This is a genomic window from Stenotrophomonas rhizophila, from assembly GCF_020857975.1.
Taxonomy (GTDB): domain Bacteria; phylum Pseudomonadota; class Gammaproteobacteria; order Xanthomonadales; family Xanthomonadaceae; genus Stenotrophomonas; species Stenotrophomonas rhizophila_C.
This window is the reverse complement of the sequence record NZ_JACWUO010000001.1, coordinates 95,651-119,013: the sequence shown is the minus strand read 5'-3', so window position 1 is coordinate 119,013 and position 23,363 is coordinate 95,651. Positions and strand designations below refer to the sequence as shown.

General features: G+C 68.3%; 20 protein-coding genes and 1 riboswitch. Of the genes, 13 read left to right on the top strand and 7 right to left on the bottom strand.

Annotation, left to right across the window (positions count from 1 at the left end; translation table 11 throughout):
- The first annotated feature begins 31 nt into the window (after positions 1-31).
- On the top strand, positions 32-841 hold the full coding sequence (locus IC535_RS00550; RefSeq protein ID WP_228884616.1) for an NAD-dependent protein deacetylase: 810 nt from the start codon (positions 32-34) through the stop codon (positions 839-841).
- A gap of 111 nt (positions 842-952) precedes the next feature.
- Positions 953-2,062 carry an NADH:flavin oxidoreductase/NADH oxidase gene (locus tag IC535_RS00545; RefSeq protein WP_228884615.1) on the top strand — a complete coding sequence of 370 codons (1,110 nt, stop codon included), beginning with the start codon at positions 953-955 and terminating at the stop codon, positions 2,060-2,062.
- Between the two features lie 43 nt (positions 2,063-2,105).
- Here IC535_RS00545 and IC535_RS00540 read toward each other — a convergent pair whose 3' ends face one another.
- On the bottom strand, positions 2,106-3,038 hold the full coding sequence (locus IC535_RS00540) for a LysR family transcriptional regulator (RefSeq protein ID WP_228884614.1): 933 nt from the start codon (positions 3,036-3,038) through the stop codon (positions 2,106-2,108).
- A gap of 153 nt (positions 3,039-3,191) precedes the next feature.
- Between IC535_RS00540 and aceE the strand changes: the two genes are divergently transcribed.
- The 4 genes from aceE to purU all read left to right on the top strand — a co-directional run bounded on the left by aceE (position 3,192) and on the right by purU (position 8,386).
- On the top strand, positions 3,192-5,864 hold the full coding sequence (gene aceE / locus IC535_RS00535; RefSeq protein ID WP_228884613.1) for a pyruvate dehydrogenase (acetyl-transferring), homodimeric type: 2,673 nt from the start codon (positions 3,192-3,194) through the stop codon (positions 5,862-5,864).
- A gap of 163 nt (positions 5,865-6,027) precedes the next feature.
- Positions 6,028-6,546, top strand: coding sequence for a hypothetical protein (locus IC535_RS00530; RefSeq protein WP_228884612.1), 519 nt, complete (start codon positions 6,028-6,030; stop codon positions 6,544-6,546).
- A gap of 4 nt (positions 6,547-6,550) precedes the next feature.
- Entirely contained in the window at positions 6,551-7,438 is an 888-nt protein-coding gene (locus IC535_RS00525; protein WP_228884611.1) for a hypothetical protein, read from the top strand.
- A gap of 96 nt (positions 7,439-7,534) precedes the next feature.
- On the top strand, positions 7,535-8,386 hold the full coding sequence (gene purU, locus IC535_RS00520) for a formyltetrahydrofolate deformylase (protein WP_228884610.1): 852 nt from the start codon (positions 7,535-7,537) through the stop codon (positions 8,384-8,386).
- A gap of 211 nt (positions 8,387-8,597) precedes the next feature.
- Here the strand turns inward: purU and pncA are convergent, their stop codons facing one another.
- The 6 genes from pncA to pnuC all read right to left on the bottom strand — a co-directional run bounded on the left by pncA (position 8,598) and on the right by pnuC (position 16,662).
- Positions 8,598-9,224: a bifunctional nicotinamidase/pyrazinamidase gene (gene pncA, locus IC535_RS00515; RefSeq protein ID WP_228884609.1), complete on the bottom strand. Its 627-nt coding sequence runs from the start codon at positions 9,222-9,224 to the stop codon at positions 8,598-8,600.
- Between the two features lie 277 nt (positions 9,225-9,501).
- Positions 9,502-11,796: a 5-methyltetrahydropteroyltriglutamate--homocysteine S-methyltransferase gene (gene metE / locus IC535_RS00510; protein ID WP_228884608.1), complete on the bottom strand. Its 2,295-nt coding sequence runs from the start codon at positions 11,794-11,796 to the stop codon at positions 9,502-9,504.
- Between the two features lie 214 nt (positions 11,797-12,010).
- A riboswitch (cobalamin riboswitch) is annotated at positions 12,011-12,244 on the bottom strand.
- A 146-nt stretch (positions 12,245-12,390) separates the two neighbouring features.
- Positions 12,391-13,815, bottom strand: a complete 1,425-nt coding sequence (locus tag IC535_RS00505) for a nicotinate phosphoribosyltransferase (protein WP_228884607.1) — start codon at positions 13,813-13,815, stop codon at positions 12,391-12,393.
- A gap of 62 nt (positions 13,816-13,877) precedes the next feature.
- Complete coding sequence (locus IC535_RS00500; protein WP_102100650.1) at positions 13,878-14,933, bottom strand: bifunctional nicotinamide-nucleotide adenylyltransferase/Nudix hydroxylase; 1,056 nt, start codon at positions 14,931-14,933, stop codon at positions 13,878-13,880.
- Positions 14,934-15,005: 72 nt separating this feature from the next.
- Positions 15,006-16,073, bottom strand: coding sequence for an AAA family ATPase (locus tag IC535_RS00495; protein WP_228884606.1), 1,068 nt, complete (start codon positions 16,071-16,073; stop codon positions 15,006-15,008).
- Positions 16,066-16,662, bottom strand: a complete 597-nt coding sequence (gene pnuC / locus IC535_RS00490) for a nicotinamide riboside transporter PnuC (RefSeq protein WP_228884889.1) — start codon at positions 16,660-16,662, stop codon at positions 16,066-16,068. Before pnuC ends, IC535_RS00495 begins: the two co-directional genes overlap by 8 nt.
- A gap of 159 nt (positions 16,663-16,821) precedes the next feature.
- Between pnuC and IC535_RS00485 the strand changes: the two genes are divergently transcribed.
- The 7 genes from IC535_RS00485 to IC535_RS00455 all read left to right on the top strand — a co-directional run bounded on the left by IC535_RS00485 (position 16,822) and on the right by IC535_RS00455 (position 23,363).
- Positions 16,822-17,598, top strand: a complete 777-nt coding sequence (locus tag IC535_RS00485; protein ID WP_228884605.1) for a hypothetical protein — start codon at positions 16,822-16,824, stop codon at positions 17,596-17,598.
- A 70-nt stretch (positions 17,599-17,668) separates the two neighbouring features.
- Complete coding sequence (locus tag IC535_RS00480) at positions 17,669-18,238, top strand: sigma-70 family RNA polymerase sigma factor (RefSeq protein ID WP_228884604.1); 570 nt, start codon at positions 17,669-17,671, stop codon at positions 18,236-18,238.
- A complete protein-coding gene (locus IC535_RS00475; RefSeq protein ID WP_228884603.1) occupies positions 18,235-19,020 on the top strand; it encodes an anti-sigma factor in 786 nt (261 codons plus the stop codon). The genes IC535_RS00480 and IC535_RS00475 overlap by 4 nt, the downstream gene beginning before the upstream one ends.
- Before the next feature lie 84 nt (positions 19,021-19,104).
- Entirely contained in the window at positions 19,105-20,064 is a 960-nt protein-coding gene (locus tag IC535_RS00470; protein ID WP_228884602.1) for an acyl-CoA desaturase, read from the top strand.
- Position 20,065: 1 nt separating this feature from the next.
- Positions 20,066-21,346, top strand: coding sequence for an NAD(P)/FAD-dependent oxidoreductase (locus IC535_RS00465; RefSeq protein ID WP_228884601.1), 1,281 nt, complete (start codon positions 20,066-20,068; stop codon positions 21,344-21,346).
- Positions 21,343-22,110: a DUF1365 domain-containing protein gene (locus IC535_RS00460; RefSeq protein ID WP_228884600.1), complete on the top strand. Its 768-nt coding sequence runs from the start codon at positions 21,343-21,345 to the stop codon at positions 22,108-22,110. Before IC535_RS00465 ends, IC535_RS00460 begins: the two co-directional genes overlap by 4 nt.
- Positions 22,107-23,363, top strand: a complete 1,257-nt coding sequence (locus IC535_RS00455) for an SAM-dependent methyltransferase (RefSeq protein ID WP_228884599.1) — start codon at positions 22,107-22,109, stop codon at positions 23,361-23,363. The genes IC535_RS00460 and IC535_RS00455 overlap by 4 nt, the downstream gene beginning before the upstream one ends.

Here is a 23,363-nt window from a genome sequence, read left to right as displayed (position 1 = left end):
GTTGCCGGCCGCGCGCCCCCACCTGTAGCGCATGCCCAGCCCGCTTGCCGCCTTCATCGACCGCGCCCAACGCCTGTTCGTGCTGACCGGCGCCGGCTGCAGCACCGACTCGGGCATCCCCGATTACCGCGATGCCGACGGCCAGTGGAAACGCACCCCGCCGGTCACCTACCAGGCCTTCATGGGCGAGCCGGCCACCCGCCAGCGCTACTGGGCGCGCAGCCTGCTCGGCTGGCCGCGGTTCGGCCAGGCGCAGCCCAACGGCACCCACGCTGCGCTGGCGGCGCTGGAGGCGCGCGGGCAACTGGAAGTCCTGCTCACCCAGAACGTGGACCGCCTGCACCAGCGCGCCGGCAGCCGTGCGGTCATCGACCTGCACGGCCGCCTGGACCAGATCCGCTGCATGGGCTGCGAACTCCGCATCCCGCGCGAGGATTTCCAGCACCTGCTGCTGGCGCATAACCCCGGCTGGGACCAGCTCGAGGCGGCGCAGGCCCCCGATGGCGATGCCGACCTGGACGACATGGATTTCAGCAGCTTCCAGGTGCCGGCCTGCCCGCACTGCGGCAGTATCCTCAAGCCGGACGTGGTGTTCTTCGGCGAAAGCGTGCCGCGCGACCGCGTCGCCGCTGTCCAGGCGCACCTGGCCCAGGCCGATGCGGTGCTGGTGGTGGGCTCCTCGCTGATGGTCTATTCCGGCTTCCGCTTCGTGCAGGCCGCGGCCAGCGCCGGCCTGCCGGTGGCCGCGCTCAACCTGGGCCGCACCCGCGCCGATGCGCTGCTCAACCTGAAGATCGCCGAGCCCTGCGCCGAGGCGCTGGCCTTCCTGCTGCCCGCCTGAACGGTACCGGCGTGTACCGCCGCGAAACTGTGATCCATCGGCACGGTTGCCTCGCGCGCGCAGCAGGAGTGCAATAGCGGCCGGTTTCCCGTTCCCGCCAGAGTCCCTCCCTTGAGTCAGCTTTTCTCCCCCGTGTCCTTTGGTCCGCTGCAGCTGGCCAACCGCATCGTCATCGCGCCGATGTGCCAGTACTCCTCCACCGACGGCCTGGCCAACGACTGGCACCAGATCCACCTGGGCCAGTTGTCGCAGTCCGGCGCCGGCCTGCTGATCCTGGAAGCCACCGCGGTGCTGCCCGAAGGCCGCATCAGCTGGGCCGACCTGGGCCTGTGGGACGATGCCACCGAAGCGGCGCTCAAGCGGGTGATCGACGCGGTCAGGCGCTGGTCGCCGATGCCGCTGGGCATCCAGCTCGGCCATGCCGGGCGCAAGGCATCCTCGGCACGGCCGTGGGACGGCGGCGGCGCGCTGCCGGCCACCGACCCGCGCGCCTGGACCACCCTGGCCCCGTCGGCGCTGCCGTTCGCGGCCACCGACCCGACCCCGCAGGCGCTGGACGCGGCCGGCATCGATGCGGTGGTGGCCGCCTTCGTCGCCGCCGCCCAGCGTGCCGAACGCATCGGCCTGGACCTGATCGAACTGCACGCCGCGCATGGCTACCTGCTGCATCAGTTCCTGTCGCCGCTGAGCAACAAGCGCGATGACGAGTACGGCGGCTCGCTGCAGAACCGCATGCGCCTGCTGGTGCGCGTGTTCGACGCGGTGCGCGAGGCGGTCAGCGACCGCATCGCGGTGGGCGTGCGCATTTCGGCCAGCGACTGGGTGGCCGGCGGCTGGGACATCGAGCAGACCACCACCCTGGCCCATGTGCTGGACGGGCGCGGTTGCCAGTTCCTGCACGTGTCCAGCGGCGGCAACGACCCGCGCCAGCAGATTCCGCTGTCGCCGGGCTACCAGGTGCCGTTCGCCGAGGCGATCAAGGCGCAGAAGCTGCGCATGCCGGTCATCGCGGTGGGCCTGATCACCGACCCGGCCCAGGCCGAGTCGATCCTGCGCCACAGCCATGCCGATGCGATCGCGCTGGCCCGCGGCATCCTCTACGACCCGCGCTGGCCGTGGCACGCCGCCGCCGCACTGGGCGATTCGCTGGAACCGGCGCCGCAGTACCTGCGCTGCGAACCGCGCGAAGCACGCGGGGTGTTCATCGCCCCGCCGCGCTGAGCCCCACCGCAGGCGGTGGCCACGTGCCATCGCCTGCGCCCCGCTAGGCCACGTCCACCCGCCACTCGGCCGGCAGCCCTTCGACGATGTGCGTCATCAACGCGCGCACCTTCGGGGTCAGGTCGCGGCGGTCGCTGACGCACAGGAACAGCCGCATCGGCTCGGGCAATGCCTGTGCATCGCCGGCGTCATTGCCTTCGAACAGGGCCTGCAGTTCACCGCGCGCCAGGTAGGGCGCGGCCACGAACGCCGCCAGGCGGGTAATGCCGCCACCGGCCAGCGCCATCGCCGCCAGCGCATCGATATCGTCGCTGACCAGCGCCGGGCTGACGTCGGCATCGAAGCGCAGCCCGTCGCGCACGAATCCCCAGCGCAGGTGGCGGCCGTCGCGGGGATGGCGGAACAGCAGGCAGCGATGCTCGCGCAGGGCTTCGGGCGTGCGCGGTATGCCGGTGCGGACCAGGTAGGACGGCGCAGCGCAGAACACGAACGGCACCTGCGCGATCGGCCGCGCCACCAGCCCTTCTTCCAGCTGCGGCTCGATGCGGATGCTCACGTCCACGTCTTCGCGCGCGTGGTCCACCGCCCGGTCGGCCAGCAGCAGTTCGATCGCCAGCCGCGGGTAACGCGCCTTCAGCGACGGCAGCAGCGGCGCCAGCTTGTGCCGGCCGAAGGAGGTGCTGCAGGCGATGCGCAGGCGGCCTTCGGGGGTGGCGTCCAGGTCGGTCACCGCTGCCTGCGCCCGTTGCAGGTCGCGCTCGATGTAGCGCACCTGGGCCAGGTACAGCGCGCCACGCTCGGTCAGCGCCAGGGTGCGGGTGGTGCGGTTGAACAGGCGCACACCCAGGTGGGCCTCCAGCCGGGCGATGTTCTGTCCCACCGCTGCGGCGCTGATGCCCAGCGTGCGTGCGGCCGCGGCCAGGCTGCCGGCATCGGCGGTGCGGATGAAGCTGCGGATTGACTGGAGAATGTTCATGGTTGCCGCCATTCTCGCCTGTGATTACAAAGTTTGTCTTTGCAAAGAGCCAACAGGGCCGGATCTACCGGCGGCCCGGGGCGGCTCCTATGGTGTTTCTCCCCCGGCCAGCGCGCCCCGCGCCCGGCCCGGCCGTCTTTCCTGGAGATCACCATGCACCCTGCGCCCGCCCCCCTCGACACCGACCCCCAGGAAACCCAGGAATGGCGTGAAGCCCTGCAGGCGGTCACCGAGGCGGCCGGTCGCCCGCGCGCGCACTACCTGATCGACCAGCTCAGCGACCAGGACGTGGCCGGCCATGGCGACCTGCACACGCGCGCCTGGACCGCCTACGTCAACTCCATCCCGGTCCAGCGCCAGCCGGCGTATCCGGGCGACCTGGCGATCGAGCGCCGGCTCAACGCGATGATCCGCTGGAACGCGATGGTGATGGTGTTGCGCGCCGGCAAGCACTCCAACGTGGGCGGCCACATCGCCACCTACCAGTCCGCCGCGGTGCTGTACGACGTGGGCTTCGACCACTTCTTCCGTGGCCGCACCGACAGCTTCGACGGCGACATGATCTACATCCAGGGCCATTCGGCGCCGGGCATCTACGGCCGCGCCTTCGTCGAAGGCCGCATCGCGCCCGAGCGCATGGACAACTTCCGCCGCGAATCCGACCGCGACGGCCTGTCCTCCTATCCGCACCCGCGGCTGATGCCCGAGTTCTGGCAGTTCCCCACCGTATCGATGGGGCTGGGCCCGCTCACCGCGGCCTACCAGGCGCGCTACATGCGTTACCTGGAATACCGCGGCCTGAAGGAACACCAGGGCCGCAAGGTCTGGGCCTTCCTCGGCGATGGCGAAATGGACCAGCCCGAATCGCTGGCGGCCATCTCGGTGGCCGGGCGCGAGCGGCTGGACAACCTGGTGTTCGTGGTCAACTGCAACCTGCAGCGCCTGGATGGCCCGGTGCGCGGCAACGCCAAGGTCATCCAGGAACTGGAAGGCACCTTCCGCGCCGCCGGCTGGAACGTGATCAAGGTGATCTGGGGCGGCGGCTGGGACGCGCTGCTGACCAGGGACCGCAGCGGCCTGCTGCGCCAGCGCATGATGGAGTGCGTGGACGGCGACTACCAGACCTTCAAGTCGCAGAACGGCGCCTACGTGCGCGAGCATTTCTTCGGCAAGTACCCCGAGCTGCTGGCGCTGGTGGCCGACCTGAGCGATGACGACATCTGGGCACTGGCCCGCGGTGGCCACGACCCGCAGAAGGTGTACGCCGCCTATGCGCAGGCGGTGGCCGGCAACGGCCGCCCGAGCGTGATCCTGGCCAAGACGGTCAAGGGCTTCGGCATGGGCGAGGCCGGCGAAGGCCAGAACATCAACCACCAGCTGAAGAAGATGAGCCTGGAGGCGGTGCGTGCGTTCCGCGACCGCTTCGACCTGCCGGTAGCCGACGACCAGCTGGAAGACATGCCCTACCTGCGCCCGGCCCCGGGCAGCGTCGAGGAACGCTACTTCGCCCAGCGCCGCCAGGCCCAGGGCGGGCAGCTGCCGGCGCGGCTGACCCAGGTCGACCCACTGCCGGTGCCGCCGCTGTCGGCATTCGCCACCCAGCTGCAGGGCAGTGGCGAGCGTGGCCAGTCCACCACCATGGGCTTTGTGCGCATCCTCGGTACGCTGCTCAAGGACCCCGCGCTGGGCAAGCTGGTCATCCCGATCGTGCCCGATGAATCGCGCACCTTCGGCATGGAAGGCCTGTTCCGCCAGATCGGCATCCATTCCTACCTCGGCCAGCTCTACACCCCGCAGGATGCCGGCCAGCTGAGCTACTACAAGGAAGCCAAGGACGGCCAGATCCTGCAGGAAGGCATCAACGAGTCCGGCGCGATCTGCTCATGGATCGCCGCCGGCACCGCCTACAGCAACCACGCCCTGGCCACCATTCCGTTCTATATCTTCTATTCGATGTTCGGCCTGCAACGCGTCGGCGACCTGGCCTGGGCCGCAGCCGATGCGCGCACCCGCGGTTTCCTGCTCGGTGCCACCTCCGGCCGCACCACCCTGATGGGCGAGGGCCTGCAGCACGACGACGGCCACAGCCACGTGCTGTCCTCGGTGATTCCCAGCTGCATCTCCTATGACCCCACCTACAACTTCGAGCTGGCGGTGATCATCCAGGACGGCCTGCGCCGCATGTACGTGGACCAGGAAGACATCTACTACTACATCACCGTGCTCAACGAAAACTATCCGCACCCGGCCATGCCCGCCGGCGCCGAGCAGGGCATCCTCAAGGGCCTGTACCTGCTGCACCCGGCCGCGGCCGACAGCGCCCCGGCGCTGCGCGTGCAGCTGCTGGGCAGTGGCGCGATCCTGCGCGAAGTGGAAGCGGCCGCAGCGCTGCTGCAACAGGACTTCGGCATCGCCAGCGACGTCTGGAGCGCCACCAGCCTGACCGAGCTGCGCCGCGACGGCCTGGCCGCCGAACGCTGGAACCTGCTGCATCCGGCGCAGGCACCGCGCGTGCCCTACGTGCAGCAGTGCCTGGCCGCGCACCCGGGCCCGGTGGTGGTGGCCACCGATTACATGAAGATCGTCGCCGACCAGATCCGCCCCTTCGTCGAGGGCCGGCGCTTTGCCGCGCTGGGCACCGACGGCTTCGGCCGCTCGGACACGCGCGAGGCGTTGCGCACGTTCTTCGAGGTGGACCGCCACTTCATCGTGCTGGCTGCGCTCAAGGCGCTGGCCGACGACGGTCGCATCGAGCGCAGCCGGCTGCAGGTGGCGATCGACCTGTACGGGATCAATGTGGACAAGCTGGACCCGGCGGCGGTGTAGGTGAAATCCTCACTATTTGGACCACATCCGTCTCGCTCAATCAAAATTTGAAGATGGAGTGATTTTGATGATGATGTGACGAAAGCGACAGTTTGGGTGGCCAAGTGAGCGTACGTTGCACTGGCCGCAGTGCTATGCGGCCAATCCTAGCAAGGAGTCCGTCATGAACGTCAAGCAAGTCAGCCTGCCGCCGTTTCTTCTCGCTATTTCGCTCACTGCGTTCGCCGTCCCATTGCACGCCGGGGCCCAAGTCAAGAGCCAATCTGATGGTCAAGTGCAGCAACTGTTGATTGCACAGCGGAACGCGCCGATCAATAGCCAAGTCAGATTGCAAGAGCACATCCAGCATCTTTCACCGGATTCGCCTCTCCGCGTCCTATCAGTGCCCGCGCGGCAGAGGTTCATCGCATCGTTGCGCTTCAATGAAGCGGGCGTCACCAGTCTGGGCTATCAGGATATTGTCGACGAGCTCAGCTACAGCGAGGCCTACCGGCTTCTCTCACTCTTCGGCGCGGAGAGGACGCTGGGGAAGCTGCCGGAACTGCGTATCGCGACCTCGGAAGATGAACAAATCCGAAAATTTGCTCGGCCTCCGATGGAGGATGACCACATGGGATACGCCTGTACTGGCCCGGCCACGTGCAGTCAATCATCCCAACAGATATGCATGACGGGGTGCTGAGGCCATGCGGGCCATCATTGCTGCCTTTCTTGTTCTAATGGCGTCAACACCAGAGGATCGACCATCCTCATCTAGCTCTGCCATTTACAAGAAGATGATGTCGCAGGAGAGTGCGCTGTTGGGGCTGGCACCCCAACAGCGCAGCGATCTTCTCCAGCGAACTTACGTTGCGGCTGTTGAAGAATCGATCTTCCGGCAGAAGTGCACTGGCGTGGCTGTGGATCAGCTTGATGATGTCTTCTCTGCAACAGCACTAATGGCCTTTTATCGTAGGGATGCCATGTGGACGGAGAGGGTTCAATGCCTGCACGCAGCAATGGTTGCGCATGACATGGCAGAGGCCCGGCATCACCGGAAACTTCATGGGCTGCTGATAGCTATCAGGCGCTTCGATCAAGCCAATGAGTTGCGGAGGCGGTTTGAAATCGAGGTCCCTCAACTGCCGCCATTGGCAGTCGCATCCGGAAGCGGCATCAGCGTCATTAGTATGGTCGGTGGTGACCGACTTGAGCAGAGCGTTCTTTTGCCGCGCTCTGAAGAAGGCATACAAGTCATCGCCATGGTCCATCCCTTCTGCGGATTTTCGACACGCGCATTGGATTCCATTCTGGGTGAACTGCGCTACGCGTGGTTGCGCCCCTATCTACAACTTGTGGTCCCCCGCGAACCCGCGTGGCCGGAGTCTGCCATTCGCGCATGGAACATCAAGAATCCGGCTCATCCCATGCACGCACAGGCCATGGGGCAAGCGTGGCAGTCTTTGGGAACCCACGAGACGCCTGTCTTCCATCTGCTGCGTAACGGCGAGCTCATAGTCAGCGTGACTGGATGGAAAGGGGACGGGGCGGAACTGGATATAGTTCGGAAGTTCCTGGAGGACCTGGAGAGATAGCGCGGAGAAGCCAGGTTCTTTGCAGAATGGAGTGGCGATTTGGTTGCATTTGAGAATAATTGGCACGCAGGTTGGGGGCTCGCTTAAAATGCCCCGATGCGCCCCGATTCCATTCTTACCCTGTCATGCCCGGACCGTACCGGGATCGTCTACCGTGTGTCCGGCCTGCTGTTCGAACGGGGCTGCAATATCCTCGACGCCCAGCAGTTCGGCGACGAGGAGAGCGGCCGCTTCTTCCTGCGCGTGCATTTCGACCGCGCTGCCAACCAGCCGCTGGCCGACATCCAGGCGGGCATGGCGGAGCTGGCCGCCGGCTTCGGCATGGACTGGCAACTGCATGATGCGCGCCGCCGCGCGCGCCTGCTGGTGCTGGTCAGCAAGCAGGGGCATTGCCTGAACGACCTGCTGTTCCGCACCCACAGCCGCCAGCTTCAGGTGGAGATCGCCGCGGTGGCCTCCAACCACGACGACTTCGCCGCCCTGGCCGGTTCCTATGGGGTGCCGTTCCACCACCTGCCGGTCACCGCCGACAACCGCGCGGCCCAGGAACAGCAAATCATCGACCTGGTCGAACGCGAGCAGATCGACCTGGTGGTGCTGGCGCGCTACATGCAGATCCTGTCGCCGCGGCTGTGCCAGGCACTGGCCGGGCGGGCGATCAATATCCACCACAGCTTCCTGCCCAGCTTCAAGGGCGCCCAGCCCTACCACCAGGCGCACGCTCGTGGGGTCAAGATCATCGGCGCCACCGCGCACTACGTCACCGAAGACCTCGACGAAGGCCCGATCATCGAACAGGACGTGGCCCGCGTGGACCATGCGATGACCCCGCGCGACCTGGTGCGGCTGGGCAGCGATACCGAATCGCAGGTGCTGGCCCGCGCCGTGCGCCGGCATGTGGAACACCGCATCCTGCGCAACGGCCACCGCACGGTGGTATTCCGCTGACCGGCGGTCGGATGCGCCCGACAGGGCCACACGCGGTAGGTACCCACCGTTGGTGGGTACGTCGCAGGCGGTAGATACCAACCGTTGGTCGGTACGTCACAGGCGGTAGGTACCGACCGTTGGTCGGTACGCCGCTGGCCGGCTCCTCGCACATCCCAAACGATATCGGGAGCCGGCCAGCGGCCGGCACTACCGTGATCGCGACATGCGCTCAGATCACCGCAATCTTCGCCCTGGCCAGCGCTTGGCGCACCATGCCATCGTTGGCCTCGGTGACCGGCCGGGTCAGCTCCCACAGGAACTTGACCTGGAACCCGGATTTCACCGCGTCCTGCGCGCTCCACAGCACGCAGTAGTCGCGCGCCAACCCGCACACATGCACCTCGCGGATACCGCGCTCATGCAGCCAGCCGGCCAGGCCGGTGGCCGGGCGGCTGCCGTCGGGGCCGTGGTTCTCGCGGAATGCGCTGTAGGAGTCCACCTGCTGGCGGGTGCCCTTGCGCAGGATCAGGTCGGCCACGGTCCAGTCCACATCGGCATGCAATGCCGCGCCGACGCTGCCCTGCACGCAATGGTCCGGCCACAGCGTCTGCGGCTGGGCGTGCAGCAGGATCGCCTCGAACGGCAGGTGGCCCGGATGCTGGCTGGCAAAGGAGGCGTGGTCGGCCGGGTGCCAGTCCTGGGTGGCCACCACGGTGCGGTAGCGGCGCTGCGCCAGCAGCGCGGCAATCGGTGCCAGCAGCGCATCGCCGTGCTCGCAGGCCAGTGCGCCACCGGGCATGAAGTCCGGCTGCAGGTCGATCACCAGCAGGGCCACATCGGCAGGCAGGGCGGTCATGGCAGGTCCAACGCAATGAAAGAGGGGCGACCAGCGTGGCCGCGCCCTGCGTGGACGTCAATCGCCCTGCGGTGTGTTGTTGTCCTGCCCGTAACAGCAGGCCGATCCTGATCCGTTCTCGGCCGGCGTTGCGGCGGTGTCGGTTGGCATCGTGCGCAGCCGGTACACACAGCCGCGGTCAATTACCCGCGCCTGCTGGTCTCCAGCCTGCGCACCGCACCGCACCGCACCGCCGGCAACGGCGGTGCGGTTTCCGGGGTCATCCACAGAAGGCGGGTCAGGCCGCGTTGGCGTCGGTGGTTTCCTCGCGCAGCTGGCGTGCAGCGGCCACCAGTGCCTCCAGCGCGGCGCGGGTTTCCTTCCAGCCGCGGGTCTTGAGCCCGCAATCGGGGTTGACCCAGATCTGCTCGGGCCGGAGGACTTCGGCGGCCTTGCGCAGCAGCGCCAGCATCTCTTCCTTGTCGGGCACGCGCGGGGAGTGGATGTCATACACGCCCGGGCCGATCTCGTTGGGATACTGGAAGCGCACGAAGGCATCCAGCAGCTCCATGCGCGAGCGCGAGGTTTCGATGGAGATCACATCGGCATCCATTGCCGCCACCGAGTGGATGATGTCGTTGAACTCGGAATAGCACATGTGGGTATGGATCTGGGTCGCATCGCGCACGCCGCTGGCACTGATCCGGAACGCTTCGACCGCCCAGTCCAGGTAATCGCGCCACTGCGCGCGGCGCAACGGCAGGCCTTCGCGGATGGCTGGCTCGTCGATCTGGATCACGCCGATACCGGCCGCTTCCAGGTCCAGCACCTCGTCGCGCAGGGCCAGCGCGATCTGCCGGCAGGTGTCGGCGCGCGACTGGTCATCGCGCACGAACGACCATTGCAGCACCGTCACCGGGCCGGTCAGCATGCCCTTCATCGGGCGGTCGGTCAGCGACTGGGCGTACTGCGACCAGCGCACCGTCATCGGCCGTGGCCGGGTCACATCGCCGAAGATCACCGGCGGTTTGACGCAGCGCGAGCCGTAGCTCTGCACCCACCCATTCTTGGTGAAGGCAAAACCATCGAGCTGCTCGCCGAAGTACTCGACCATGTCGTTGCGTTCGAATTCGCCGTGTACCAGCACGTCCAGCCCGATCTGCTCCTGCACGCGCACGCAGTGTTCGGTCTGGGTGGCCAGGAACGCATTGTAGTCGGCGTCGGAGAGCTTGCCGGACTTGTGGCGGGCACGCGCTTCGCGCACCTCCAGGGTCTGCGGGAACGAGCCGATGGTGGTGGTCGGGAAGCGTGGCAGCTTCAACGCGGCGGCCTGGGCCAGGTGGCGCTGCGGGTAGCGGCTGTGGCGCTGCGCATCGGCCGCGGTCAGCGCGGCCAGGCGCGTGGCCACCGCCGGCTTGTGCACGCGCGGCGATTGCCGGCGCGATTCGATGCGTGCGCGCGACTCGGCCAGCCCGGCTTCGGCCTGCGGCCTGGCGTCCAGCACGTCGGCCAACAGCCGCAGTTCCTGCAGCTTCTGCTTGGAGAACGCCAGCCAGCCGCGCAGCTCGTCATCCAGCCTGGTTTCCAGGTCGAGGTCGACCGGGCTGTGCAGCAGCGAACACGACGGTGCCAGCCACAGCCGCTCGCCGAGGTGACCGTGCGCATAGCGGGCCAGCACCAGCGCGTTGTCCAGGTGGGTGCGCCAGATGTTGCGGCCGTTGACCAGGCCGGCCGAGAGCACGCGGTCGGCCGGCAGCACCTTGAGCACGGCGTCCAGCTGCTCGGGTGCGCGGACCAGGTCTACGTGCAGGCCTTCCACCGGCAGCGCGGCGGCCAGCCCGAGGTTGTCCTCCAGCGCGCCGAAATAGGTGGCCAGCAGCACCTTCGGGCGCGGTACGCCGGACAGCACCGCATAGGCATGCTCGAAGGCGGTGCGTGCGGCGGCATCCAGGTCCTGCACCAGCACCGGCTCGTCCAGCTGCACCCACTGCGCACCGGCCTCCTTCAGATGGGCCAGCAGCTGCGCATAGACCGGCAGCAGCGCATCCAGCAGGTCCAGTGCCGGGCTGCCGTCCACGGTCTTGGATAGCAGCAGGAAGCTGACCGGGCCCAGCAGCACCGGTCGCGTCTCGATGCCCAGCGCCTTGGCTTCGCGGTATTCGGCCAGCGGCTTGTCGCCGCGCAGCGCAAAACCCTGGCCGGCCTGCAGTTCGGGCACCAGGTAGTGGTAGTTGGTGTCGAACCACTTGGTCATTTCCAGCGCGTGCAGGTCATGGCCGTCGCGCTGCACACCCCGGGCCATGGCGAAGTAGCCGGCCAACGGGTCGGCGTCGGTCAGCTCGCGGTAGCGGGCCGGGATCGCATCGACCAGGAAGGCGGTGTCCAGCACCTGATCGTAGAAGCTGAAGTCGTTGCTCGGCGGCACATCGACGCCGGCCTCGCGCTGCAGCGTCCAGTGGCGGGCACGCAGGCCGCGTGCGGTGTCCTGCAGCGACGCGGCGCTGCTTTCGCCGGCCCAGAAGGCCTCCAGCGCACGCTTCAGTTCGCGCTTGGCGCCGATGCGGGGAAACCCCAGGTTGGTAACAGTAGTCATGGAACATGTCCTCATTGCAGTAGCGGCATTGAGGAACGAAGGAACCGCGCGCCGGCCACGCCATTGCTGCCGTGCCCGCCCCGCCAGCGACCTTCGCCCCCGCGGGCGAACCGGATGCCACGAAGCGGACGCGCGGGGGCAGCGCCACGCGGGCAGCATGGCGGCAGGCCCCGGCAACCTCCCCGCGGACGTTCCAGGTCGAATCAGGGGACGGTCATGTCCCCCGGCCGGGGCCGGTATTCGGGCTGATGGACACGGGCGCGGGGCGCCCACCTAGTACCTGCCGCTTCCCAGGCTGCAAGGCCCAGTGCTGTTGGCAGGATTCGTTTCCATTCACCGCTGCGGGGCAGCTCCGGAATGGGCGCGCAAGGCGCCTTCACCGGATTCCCGTTTAAACCCATCCCTTCATCTGCATGAAGCGATGGATACCTTCGGCGAGCCCAAGGTAGGCCGAAGCCGGGCGATGGTCAAGGGGGCATCAGATCGAAGCCGCCCGCGGGACCCATTGGCGTTGTACCGCACCGGCACCGGTGCAACTGACGTAGGGGCCCCGGCGCGGGTTGCGTCAAGGATGGCGACGGCGAGGTTGGCCGATTACGGTCGTGCAGCGTTCGCCCGGCTGCGGATGTCAGCCAACGTATCGTCCTGCAGCAACCGGCCGTTCTCCCAGACCGTGACCATCGCATCCTCGTAGCCCAGCGGCAGCGCGGCGGCTGTCAGCGATTCCGCGTCGGCCGGCACCGACACCGTCCGGAACTGGCCGTATTCGCGATGGCGCAGCAGGCGCATGCGGCCGCGCTTGCTCTGCTTGCCACTGTCGGTCACCGGGTCCTTGTAGACGTCGATCCACTTCCCCTCCACGCGCGCCGCCGAGCACTTCAACGCAAACTTCTGGGTGTCGCGGTCGAGCCGCTGCAGCAGTGCGCCGCCCATGCCGAAGGCGACGTTGTCGGCGGCGTAGCCGGCGGCGGTGATGCTGGCCAGGATCTGGCCGATGCTGGTCGGGTTGACGCCGTCCCCCTGGATCACGCGCACGTGGTTGAGCACCTTGTAGCCCTTGCCGTTGACCACGTGCCCGAAGGCGTCGTCGAGCAGCTGCAGGCACTGCAGCACCACCGCCACCGGGTCGCCCGAATCCGGGCGGATCACCACGGTGGCGCCCGAGTCGATTACCTGTTGGCGCAGGGTGGTGCCCCAGTGCCGCGTGATCGCGTGGAAGATGTCGTAGCTGTCCGAGACCACCGCTACCAGCGCGCCAGGCGTGGCGAAGCGGGCCAGCATGTTGCGGTAGGCCTCCACCTCGTTGTCGCGGCCCCAGCTGGTGATCGTGCTGTGCTCGGCGGCCGGGATCGAATAGCCGGCCATGGCCTCGTTGTAGAAGGCGCGGGCGAACAGCAGAGCCGAGACGGTGTCGGTGCCGAGGAAGTTGACCAGGTGCGCGGCGCCGCCGATGGCGGCCGATTCCAGGCTCGACACGCCCCGGCTGCCGAAGTCGTGTAGCTTGAACGGCAACTGGCCTTCCGGGTCGTCGCTGGTGCGCTCCAGGTATTGGCAGATGGTCTGCTTGGCGTGCCAGCTGGTGGTAGCCACCGTGACCGGGTACCACACGCGCAGCAGCATCGTTTCAAGATACGACGGTACCCAGAACGCCTGCGGGTCGGTCGATTCGATCGTCATCAGCGCGTTGTGCACCGGTACCACGCTGCCCTCGGGCACGGCGCGGATGCGGATCGGCATCAGGCCGCCGTGCGTATCGACGATGTAGCGCCAGCCCGCCTCGTTGAAGGGCTCGCCGTGGGCGGCGAAGAGATCGCGCGCCACGTCGATGTCGGCGTGGGTGATCGGCTTGGCCAGGTAGTCCTTCAGAATCGCCTGCAGACCGAAGAACAGCGTGCGGTCGTAGTGGCCACCGCGCGACTCCACGTAGAAGAAGGTGGCGTCGGTGCCCGGCGGATACTGCAGCCAGTGGCTGGCCTTGTAGCTGTCGGTGTTGAGGAGAAGATTGTCGAGGTAATGCATGACGGGAAGCTCCTTCGCGTCGGGTGACACCGGCGGTCTATCCACCGGCGGGAAAGCCGGGATCAGCCCCGGCCCAGGAAGAACTCCAGAATGTGCAGGTGGTCTTCGTAAAGCTTGGGGCCCATGTCCAGCGCTTCGCTGACCGGGATCCAGCGCGCCTTGTCGGCATCGTCGCCGCCGCGCACGGCCGGCAGTTCGCCGGCGGGGAAATCGAAGTGGAAGGCGTGGGTGATGGTGCGGCCGCGCTGGCTGCGCTCGGGGTGGTCGAATACATGCTGGCCCTTGAGCGAGCCCTTGAGCACCGGCGCGGGAATCTTCAGCCGGGTCTCCTCGCGCAGTTCGCGCAGGCAGCTGTCGAGCAGGCCCTGCTGCTGGCCGACGAAGCCGCCCGGCAACGCCCACAGGCCCTTGCCGGGCTCGGCACGGCGACGCACCAGCAGCACGTGGCCCGAATGCACCACCACCGCATCGGTGGTGACGAACGTGGGCGCATACGGTGCGTCTTTCCAGGCGGCCTTGTACTGCTCGATGAACTGGTACTCGGCCACCAGCTGGGCGTAGGCCGGACCACTCTTGCGGAACGCTTCGAGCATGGCGTACACCGGCGCCGGTACGTTCCCGCGCAGCATCAGCAGCGCACCGTGGAAATCCACGCTGCCGGCTTCAAACAGGTAGCGGCGCAGCTCGGTGGCCGACAACGTCTCGGTGTGCTGCACATCCACCAGCGGCCACTGCGGGAACTCGCGCAGGTAGTAGCTCGAATCATCCTTGTCCATGCCGACCAGACCGATCTTCGCGTCGCCCGCATGCCCGTCGGCGCGCACCGCATCGGCCACCGTGCGCTGCACGCCGGCGATCCACTGCGCTTCGTTGTACAGGTGGTCCTTGAGCGGACGAATCAGCAGGCGTTCGCCCGCACCTTCAAGCGCAGCCTGGATCATCACGGCGCGCTCGGCCACGGTCCAGGGGTTGCGGAGGCTGCGGGGGGTATCGGCAGAGCCGACCAGAAAGATCAGCTTCTTGGCCCGGCTCAGTGCGAGGCGGGCAACGGCGGCATGGCCGTTATGGAAGGGCTCGAAACGCCCAATGAACACCAGATAGTCGTATTCCATGAGAATCCCCCATGTCGTTGCAGGTGCCGTGGGTCTATCCCTTGGCTGGTGCCAATGCTACTCCTCTGTCCCACGTCGTCAACATCCTGCTGCGCGTGGTTCATCCAGCGCAGTCATTACCTGCGCCACGCGCTGCTGCAGCGGACCGGCCAGCACGGTGAACGGCATGCCGCGCGCGTCCAGTGCCTCCAGATACGCGCGATGTTGCGCGTGCCGGAAGGCGTCGTCGCGACGGGTGCCGTCCTGCACGAACGGAAAATCCGGGGCGCACAGGAACAGGTGGGTGTAGCGCCGCTGCGCCAGCGCATGCAGTGCCGGTTCGGCGCGTTCGAACATGGACAGGCAATACAGCAGCGTGGTCAGCGGCGTGGTATCGCAGACCAGCCAGCGGTTGGCCTGTGCGGCCAGCGTGTCCTCGCGCGCTACCTGCACCTGGGCGATGTGCAGCAGGTCGTCGTAGTCGAGCGCGCCACTGCGCGCCTCCCAATGCTCACGTCCGAATTCGGCGGCCCAGACGGTCTGCAGCTGCGCGGCCAGTGCGGCGGCGAGCGTGGTCTTGCCGCTGGACTCGCCGCCGAGCAGGGCGATGCGGCCGACGAAACTGGCGTACACGCGCGGGTCGAGGAAGCCGCGCAGGGCATGCGGATCGCGCCGCAACGCCGTGCCCGATACCGGCACCCGGCTGCGGGCCGGGTCCAGGCACACATGCGCCACCGGCCAGTGCACGCCCGCCTGCGTACTGAAATGGCGTTGCAGGGCGGCCGCGAATCCGTCGCCGTACGCCTCGCTGGTGAACACCGCATCCACCCGACGCTGCCACAGCATGCTGCACACCCAGGCCACGAACGCGCGCTGCGTGGCGTCGTCGTCGGTGTTGTCCGGCAGCGGTCGCATCGGCACGCCCTGTCGGGCGCAGTGTGCCGCCAACCGCGCCTCGTCGAGCACCAGCCGGGTTACCTGCGGGTACAGCGCCTGCAGCCAGGCCTCGCGCCGGTCGGCATCACAACCGGGCAGTTCCGGCTGGCTCCAGCTGAGCAGCAGCACGCTGTCGGAGCGGCTCAGCGCATGGTCGATCAGGGCCTGGTGACCACGGTGCAGCGGGCTGAACTTGCCCACCACCAGCCCGGTGGCGAAACGCTCACCCATGCGCGACATCGGCCGCTGCGGTGGCGGCGCTCTGCTCGCGCATCAACCGCCGCCAGTGCCGCAGCGAGACCAGCGCGTTGATCCAGAACACGCCATACAACACCGCGGTGAGGTGCAACCCGCGGCTGGCGTACAGCGGAATGGCGATGCTGTTGACCAGCAGCCAGAACCACCACGAATCCAGCTTGCGGCGCATCATCAACAGCTGCGCCACCACGCTCAGCACCAGCACGGCCGAATCCAGGAACGGCGCGTAGGCGTCGGTCCAGGTATGCAGCAGCAGGCCATAGCCGACGCTGGCCAGCACCGCTGCCGGCAGCATCCAGCCCAGCGTGCGCAGCTGCACCCGGCTGATCGGCAGGGCATGCCCGTGGTCGCCGCGCAGCCACTGCCACCACCCGATCACGCTGGTGAGCACGAACACGCCCTGCAGCAGCACGTCGGCGTACAGGCGCGCCTCGTAGAACACCAGGCCGAACAACGTGCAGCCGATGATGCCGGTCCACCAGGTGTGCACGCTGTTGCGCCCGGCCAGCAGGATCGAGGCGGCCACGGTGAGGTTGGCGGCAATTTCCAGTGCGCTGGTCATGCGGCTGCGCCGCTGGGAGGGGAACGCAGCGTGGGCGTCGGCATCGGCATCGGGTTCTTCAGGGGCAGGTGACAAGCCGCCCAGTTTACCCGCCGCCCGCAGTGCATCCGCCTCGGCGCTGGCTGCGTATCTGCTGGTGACCCCCACGTGGAGCCGGGCATGCGCCGATCCCTCATACCGTCCTTGGTGCTGCTGCTGTGCCCGGTGTTGCCGGCGGCGGCCCAGCAGGTGGTGCGCCAGGAAGGGCGGGCCTATGCGCCGGCCGATGGCCGACTGCTATACCGCGAGACCCACTGGCTGCAGGGCCCTGCGGCGGCCCGATCGCGACTGGTGCTGTACCGCTGCGCCGACGGCCGCGCCTTCGCGCGCAAGTGGATGACCCCGCAGGGCAGCGCGCAGACCCCCGACTTCGCCTTCGAGGACGCCCGCAACGGCTACCAGGAAGGTCTGCAGGGCAGCGCCACGGCGCGTACCGTGTATGTGCGTGAAGACGCGCGCGCTGACCGGGTCAGCCGTGCCATCGCGATCCCGCCCGATGCGGTGGTCGATGCGGGTTTCGACGCGGCGGTGCTGGGCCACTGGGACGCCCTGCGGGCCGGGCGCCCGGTGGCCTTCCAGTTCCTGCTGCCCAGCCGCCAGCGGCTGGTGCCGTTGCGGCTGCAGCGCACGGCGGCGGTGACCTGGCAGGGCCAGCCGGCCGAGCAGCTGCAGATGCGGCTGGACGCCTGGTTCGGGTTTACGGTGCCGGCGGTGACCCTGGTGTATGCCCGCGACCGCCCGCGCTTGCTGCAGTTCAGCGGTACCGGCAATGTCCGCGATGCGCAGGGCCGCTACCCGCAGGTGCGGGTGGAATTTCCCATGCTGCCGGTGGCGGCGAGCGCCGCCGAACTGGCCGCGGCGCGGCAACAATCCCTGGTGACCACATGCGCCGGATAGCCCCCCCCTTGCGCAGTGCGCGTGCAGCGACCACGATGCGGGCTGCCCCACCGCCGAAATCGAGCCTGCGATGCCTGAGTTGGACCTCGCCGAAACCGACGCTTCGCAGCGTCTTGACGAACTGCTCGGCCGGGTCGCCACAGGCGATCGCCAGGCGTTCGAATCGGTCTACCAACTGGCCTCCGGGCGCCTGTTTGCGATCTGCCTGCATGTGTTGCGCGACCGCGGCGATGCCGAGGAAGTACTGCAGGACGTGTTCATCACGGTCTGGAACAAGGCCGCGCAGTTCGACCGCGCCAAGGCCGCGGCCATGACCTGGCTGTCGATGATGGCGCGCAACCGCGCGATCGATCGGCTGCGCGCCGCGCCGCCGCGCGCGCTGGATGATCTGTCGGTGGCCGAGGAAATCGCCGATTTCGCCCCGCAACCGGCGCAGGCCGCCGAACACGCCTCCGACCGCGAGCGGCTGGACCTGTGTCTGGATACGCTGGAGCCGCGGCGCCGCTCGTTGATCCGCGTGGCCTTCCTGGACGGGGCCAGCTATGAGGAACTGGCGCGCCGGATCGGTTCGCCGCTGGGCTCGGTGAAAAGCTGGATACGCCGTGGCCTGGGCCAACTGCGGGTGTGCCTGGAACGATGAACATCCGCGACCTGCACGATACGCATGACGACGGCCAGCCGCCCAGCGCCGACATCCTGGCCGGCGAATACGTACTGGGCGTGCTCGATGCCGCCCAGCGCGCCGATGCGCAGCGCCGGATCGCCAGCGATCCAGGCTTTGCCCGGCTGGTGAACCAATGGGAAGAGCGCCTGGCCCCGCTGCTGGAATCGCTGGGCAGCCAGCCGGTGCCGGCCCACCTGTGGCCGCGCATCCGCACCTCGCTGGGCTGGCCGGCGGTCGGCACGGCCGCGCCGCGCATCTGGCAGCGCACCGGTTTCTGGCAGGGCATGACCGCGTTGGCCGCGGTGGTGGCACTGGTGGCCGTGTTCAACCGCCAGCAGCTGCAGCCGGTGCTCCCGCCGCCCACGCCGGTGGCGGTCACCCCGACAACGCCGGCCACCCCGGCCGAACCGGAGCAGGCGACCAAGCCGGTCACCCCGCTGCTGCATGACGATGGCAGCCCGGGCTGGCTGGCGTCGGTCGACAAGGCCCAGGGCAAGGTGCTGATGGTGCCGGTCCCGGCCGCGGCCGACGCCGCCGGGCGGGCCCCGGAACTGTGGCTGATTCCGGCCGGCGGCAAGCCGCGCTCGCTCGGCCTGGTGTCGATCAACCGCGCCCATACCGTGTCGGTACCGGACACGCTGCGTGATGCGCTGGTGAACGGTTCGGTGCTGGCGATCACGCTGGAACCGGCCAGTGGCGCGCCGGGCGGCATCCCGACCGGCCCGATCATCGCCAAGGGCGATATCGCCGCCCTGTAACCGGCACGGATTTATTTCCGGATCCGTGCATCCGGATGAGCCCGCTTCCCGTATCTCCTGACAACACCCCAGGAGATGCGGGCTATGCCGGCAGGACGCGCCACCGCTGCAGTACCCAACACCCGCCGTGGCCCCTGGGCCGCACTGCGCCGCTGGTTCGACACCAGCGCCGAACCGGCGCCGCCGGCCGGCGCGGCGCAGCGGGTGGACTGGCTGCGCGCGATCCCGTTTGCGGCCATGCACCTGGCCTGCCTGGCGGTGATCTGGGTGGGCGTGTCGTGGGTGGCCGTCGGCGTGGCGGTGGCGCTGTATGCGCTGCGCATGTTCGCCATCACCGCGTTCTACCACCGCTATTTCGCCCACCGCACCTTCCGCGCTTCGCGCCCGGTGCAGTTCGTGTTTGCGTTGATCGGCGCGGCCAGCGTGCAGCGCGGCCCGCTGTGGTGGGCCGCCCACCACCGCAACCACCACCGCCATACCGATACCGCCGCCGACCCGCATTCGCCCGGCGTGCACGGCTTCTGGTGGAGCCACATGGGCTGGTTCCTGACCACCGACGGTTTCCGCACCGACTGGGCGCGCATCCCCGACCTGGCCCGCTACCCCGAACTGCGCTGGCTGGACCGCTTCGATACGCTGGTGCCGATCGTGCTGGCGGCCCTGCTGTTCGGGCTGGGGGCACTGCTGGAGCGCCTCGCGCCGTCGTGGGGCACCAGCGGCGGGCAGATGCTGGTCTGGGGCTTTTTCATCTCCACCGTGGTGCTGTTCCACGCCACGGTCAGCATCAATTCGCTGGCGCACCGCTTCGGCCGGCAGCGTTTTGCCACCGGCGACGACAGCCGCAACAACCTGTGGCTGGCGCTGCTGACCTTCGGCGAGGGCTGGCACAACAACCACCACTTCTTTCCCGGCACCGCGCGCCAGGGCTTCTATTGGTGGGAGCTGGACATCACCTGGTACGGGCTGCGCCTGATGGCGGCGCTGGGCCTGGTGCGCGACCTCAAACCGGTGCCGGCCTGGGTGCTGGCCAAGGCGGAGCACTGACATGCGCATTGCCGTCGTCGGTTCCGGCATCGCCGGCCTGGCCAGCGCCTGGTGGCTGGACCAGCAGCACGAGGTGACCCTGTTCGAGGCCAATGACTACCTCGGCGGCCACACCCATACCCACGCCATCGAACTGGATGGCCGCCAGCACGCGGTGGACACCGGCTTCATCGTGTTCAACCCGCTGCATTACCCACTGTTGACCGGCTTGTTCGAGGAACTCCATGTCGCCTCGCAGCCGACCACCATGAGCTTTTCGGTGCACAGCGAACGCAGCGGGCTGGAGTACAACGCCACGTCGCTGGACGGCCTGTTCTGCCAGCGCCGAAACCTGGTGTCCCCGCGCTTCTGGGGCCTGCTGGCCGACCTGCGCCGCTTCTATCGCGACGCCCCGGCGCTGCTGCATGGCGACGACGACGGGCCGTCGCTGGGCGAATACCTCGATGCCGGCCGCTACGGTCGCGCCTTCATCGACGAACACCTGCTGCCGATGGCCTCGGCGCTGTGGTCCTCGCCCACCGCCAGCCTGGCCGCGTTCCCGGCGCGCTATCTGGTGCAGTTCATGGCCAACCACCAGATGCTGCAGGTCAGCGGCCGCACGCCATGGCGGGTGGTGCAGGGCGGTTCGGCGCGCTACATCGAGGCGATGCGGCGCCGCTGGCGGGTGCGCGAGCGGCTGGAATGCCCGGTATTCGGGGTGGAGCGCCACGAACACGGCGTGCGCGTGCACAGCGCGGCCGGGCTGGAAGGCTTCGACCAGCTGGTGCTGGCCTGCCACAGCGACCAGGCGCTGGCGCTGTTGTCCGACCCCGATGCGGGCGAGCGCGAGGTGCTGGGCGCGATCCACTACCAGCCCAACGAGGTGGTGCTGCACACCGATGCGCGCCTGCTGCCGCGCAACCGCAAGGCCTGGGCGGGATGGAACGCGCACGTGCCGCGCGACCGCTGGGCACCGTGCACGGTCAGCTACCTGATGAACCAGTTGCAGGGCATCGATACACCCACCCCGCTGGTGGTCACGCTCAACCGCAGCGAGGCGATCGATCCGGCCAGGGTGTTGCGCCGCCTGCAGTATGCCCACCCGGTGCACGACCACGCGATGGTGCGCGCCCAGGGTCGCTGGGCACAGATCCAGGGCCAGCGCCGGACCTGGTTCGCCGGTGCGTACTGGGGCTGGGGCTTCCACGAGGACGGCGTACGCAGCGCACGCCGGGTGGTGGATGCACTGCAGGCATTGGACGCCGAGTCGTACTGGCCGCTGGCGCAGGCCTTGCCGGCATGAGCGCCAGCGCGATCTACCGCGGCCGCATGCGCCATCGTCGCCACGCACCGCACCGGCATGCGTTCGGTTACCCGGTAGCGCAGCTGCTGCTCGATTTGGACGAGCTGGACCAGGTATTCGGCGGTCGCTGGCTGTGGTCGGTGGGCCGGCGCAACCTGGCCCAGTTCCGTCGCAGCGACTATCTGGGCGACCCGCGGCAGCCGCTGGCCGAAGCGGTGCGGGCGCGCATCACCGCCGCGCTCGGCCGCGCCCCGCAGGGACCGATCCGCCTGCTCACCCACCTGCGCTATGCCGGCCACGTGTTCAACCCGGTGAGCTTCTACTACTGCTATGCCGCCGACGGCAGCACGCTGGACTGCATCGTGGCCGAGATCACCAACACGCCCTGGAAGCAGCGCCATGCCTACGTGCTGCCGGTGGCCCAGGCCGATGCCAGCGGGCGCGCGCTGGCCTGGGACTTCGACAAGCAGTTCCATGTCTCGCCGTTCCTGCCGATGGATTGCCGCTACCACTGGCGCTTCACCGCACCCGGCGCGGACCTGCACGTGCATATGCAGGTCTGGCGCCAGGGCATACGCCAGTTCGACGCCGACCTGGTGCTGCAACGCCACCGCCTGGATGGCCGCGGCCTGGCCGGGGTGCTACTGCGTTACCCGCTGATGACCCTGCAGGTAGTGGCCGCCATCCATTGGCAGGCACTGCGGCTGTGGCTCAAGCGCACCCCGGTCCATGACCATCCTTCTACTGCCGGAAAATCGCCATGAACGACCTCACCCGCCCGCCGCTGCCGCCACCCCCCACCGGCCTGGAGCGCTTCCTGCGCGGACGCCTGCTGGCCCAGCTGGCGCTGCTGCGCGGCGGCGGCCTGCGCCTGCGCGATGCGCTGGGCGATGTGCTGATCGGCGATGCCCAGGCCGCGCTGCAGGTGACCGTCTGGGTCGATGACCCGGCCTTCTACCGCGCCGTGGCCGCCCAGGGCAGTGTGGGTGCCGGCGAGGCCTACATCCGTGGCGACTGGCGCTGCAGCAACCTGGTCGCGCTGGTGCAGCTGCTGGTACGCAACCGCGACCTGCTCGACGGCATGGAACGTGGCCCGGCGCGCCTGGGCGGCTGGTTGCTGAAGGGCTGGAACCGGCTGCGCCGCAATACCCGCCAGGGCAGCCGGCGCAACATCGCCGCGCATTACGATCTTGGCAATCGCTTCTTCTCGCTGTTCCTGTCGTCGGACCTGATGTATTCCTCGGCGCTGTTCGCCGGCCCGGGCGATACCCTGGAAACGGCCTCGCAGCGCAAGCTGGCACGCATCTGCGCGCAGCTGCAGCTGCAGCCCGGCGACCGGGTGGTGGAGATCGGCACTGGCTGGGGCGGGTTCGCGCTGTATGCGGCCCAGCACTTCGGCTGCCACGTCACCACCACCACCATTTCCATCGAGCAGTACACCCTGGCCAGCCAGCGCGTGCAGGCCGCCGGCCTGGAGGACAAGGTCACCCTGCTGCTCAAGGATTACCGCGACCTGGACGGCCAGTACGACAAGCTGGTCTCCATCGAGATGATCGAGGCCATCGGCGCGCAGTACCTGGACACCTACTGCGCCACGCTCACCCGCCTGCTCAAGCCCGACGGCCTGGCGCTGCTGCAGGCGATCACCATCGAGGACCACCGCTATGAGCAGGCGCGGCGCAGCGTGGACTACATCAAGCGGTTCGTCTTCCCCGGCAGCTTCATCCCGTCGATCAGCGCCATCCTGGCCGCTACCAGCCGCAGCAGCGACCTGCAGCTGATCGGTGCGCACGACTTCGGCCATTCCTACGCGTTGACCCTGCACGCCTGGCGCCAGCGCTTCCTGGCGCGGCTGCCGGCGGTGCGCGCGCAGGGCTTCGACGAACGCTTCATCCGCCTGTGGGAGTTCTACCTGGCCTATTGCGAAGGCGGCTTCCTGGAGCGGTCGATCGGGGTATCGCACCTGCTGCTGGCGCGACCGGGCTACCGCCCGGCCGCGCTGGCCGAGGCACGCTGA

Coding starts and splice junctions, on each gene's coding strand:
- aceE (WP_228884613.1), top strand. CDS start 3,192: ATGCACCCTGCGCCCGCCCCCCTCGACACCGACCCCCAGGAAACCCAG.
- pncA (WP_228884609.1), bottom strand. CDS start 9,224: ATGACCGCCCTGCCTGCCGATGTGGCCCTGCTGGTGATCGACCTGCAG.
- IC535_RS00470 (WP_228884602.1), top strand. CDS start 19,105: ATGCCGGCAGGACGCGCCACCGCTGCAGTACCCAACACCCGCCGTGGC.
- IC535_RS00505 (WP_228884607.1), bottom strand. CDS start 13,815: ATGCATTACCTCGACAATCTTCTCCTCAACACCGACAGCTACAAGGCC.
- IC535_RS00495 (WP_228884606.1), bottom strand. CDS start 16,073: ATGGGTGAGCGTTTCGCCACCGGGCTGGTGGTGGGCAAGTTCAGCCCG.
- IC535_RS00455 (WP_228884599.1), top strand. CDS start 22,107: ATGAACGACCTCACCCGCCCGCCGCTGCCGCCACCCCCCACCGGCCTG.
- IC535_RS00460 (WP_228884600.1), top strand. CDS start 21,343: ATGAGCGCCAGCGCGATCTACCGCGGCCGCATGCGCCATCGTCGCCAC.
- IC535_RS00550 (WP_228884616.1), top strand. CDS start 32: ATGCCCAGCCCGCTTGCCGCCTTCATCGACCGCGCCCAACGCCTGTTC.
- IC535_RS00480 (WP_228884604.1), top strand. CDS start 17,669: ATGCCTGAGTTGGACCTCGCCGAAACCGACGCTTCGCAGCGTCTTGAC.
- IC535_RS00485 (WP_228884605.1), top strand. CDS start 16,822: ATGCGCCGATCCCTCATACCGTCCTTGGTGCTGCTGCTGTGCCCGGTG.
- IC535_RS00465 (WP_228884601.1), top strand. CDS start 20,066: ATGCGCATTGCCGTCGTCGGTTCCGGCATCGCCGGCCTGGCCAGCGCC.
- IC535_RS00475 (WP_228884603.1), top strand. CDS start 18,235: ATGAACATCCGCGACCTGCACGATACGCATGACGACGGCCAGCCGCCC.
- IC535_RS00540 (WP_228884614.1), bottom strand. CDS start 3,038: ATGAACATTCTCCAGTCAATCCGCAGCTTCATCCGCACCGCCGATGCC.
- IC535_RS00530 (WP_228884612.1), top strand. CDS start 6,028: ATGAACGTCAAGCAAGTCAGCCTGCCGCCGTTTCTTCTCGCTATTTCG.
- purU (WP_228884610.1), top strand. CDS start 7,535: ATGCGCCCCGATTCCATTCTTACCCTGTCATGCCCGGACCGTACCGGG.
- metE (WP_228884608.1), bottom strand. CDS start 11,796: ATGACTACTGTTACCAACCTGGGGTTTCCCCGCATCGGCGCCAAGCGC.
- pnuC (WP_228884889.1), bottom strand. CDS start 16,662: ATGACCAGCGCACTGGAAATTGCCGCCAACCTCACCGTGGCCGCCTCG.
- IC535_RS00525 (WP_228884611.1), top strand. CDS start 6,551: ATGCGGGCCATCATTGCTGCCTTTCTTGTTCTAATGGCGTCAACACCA.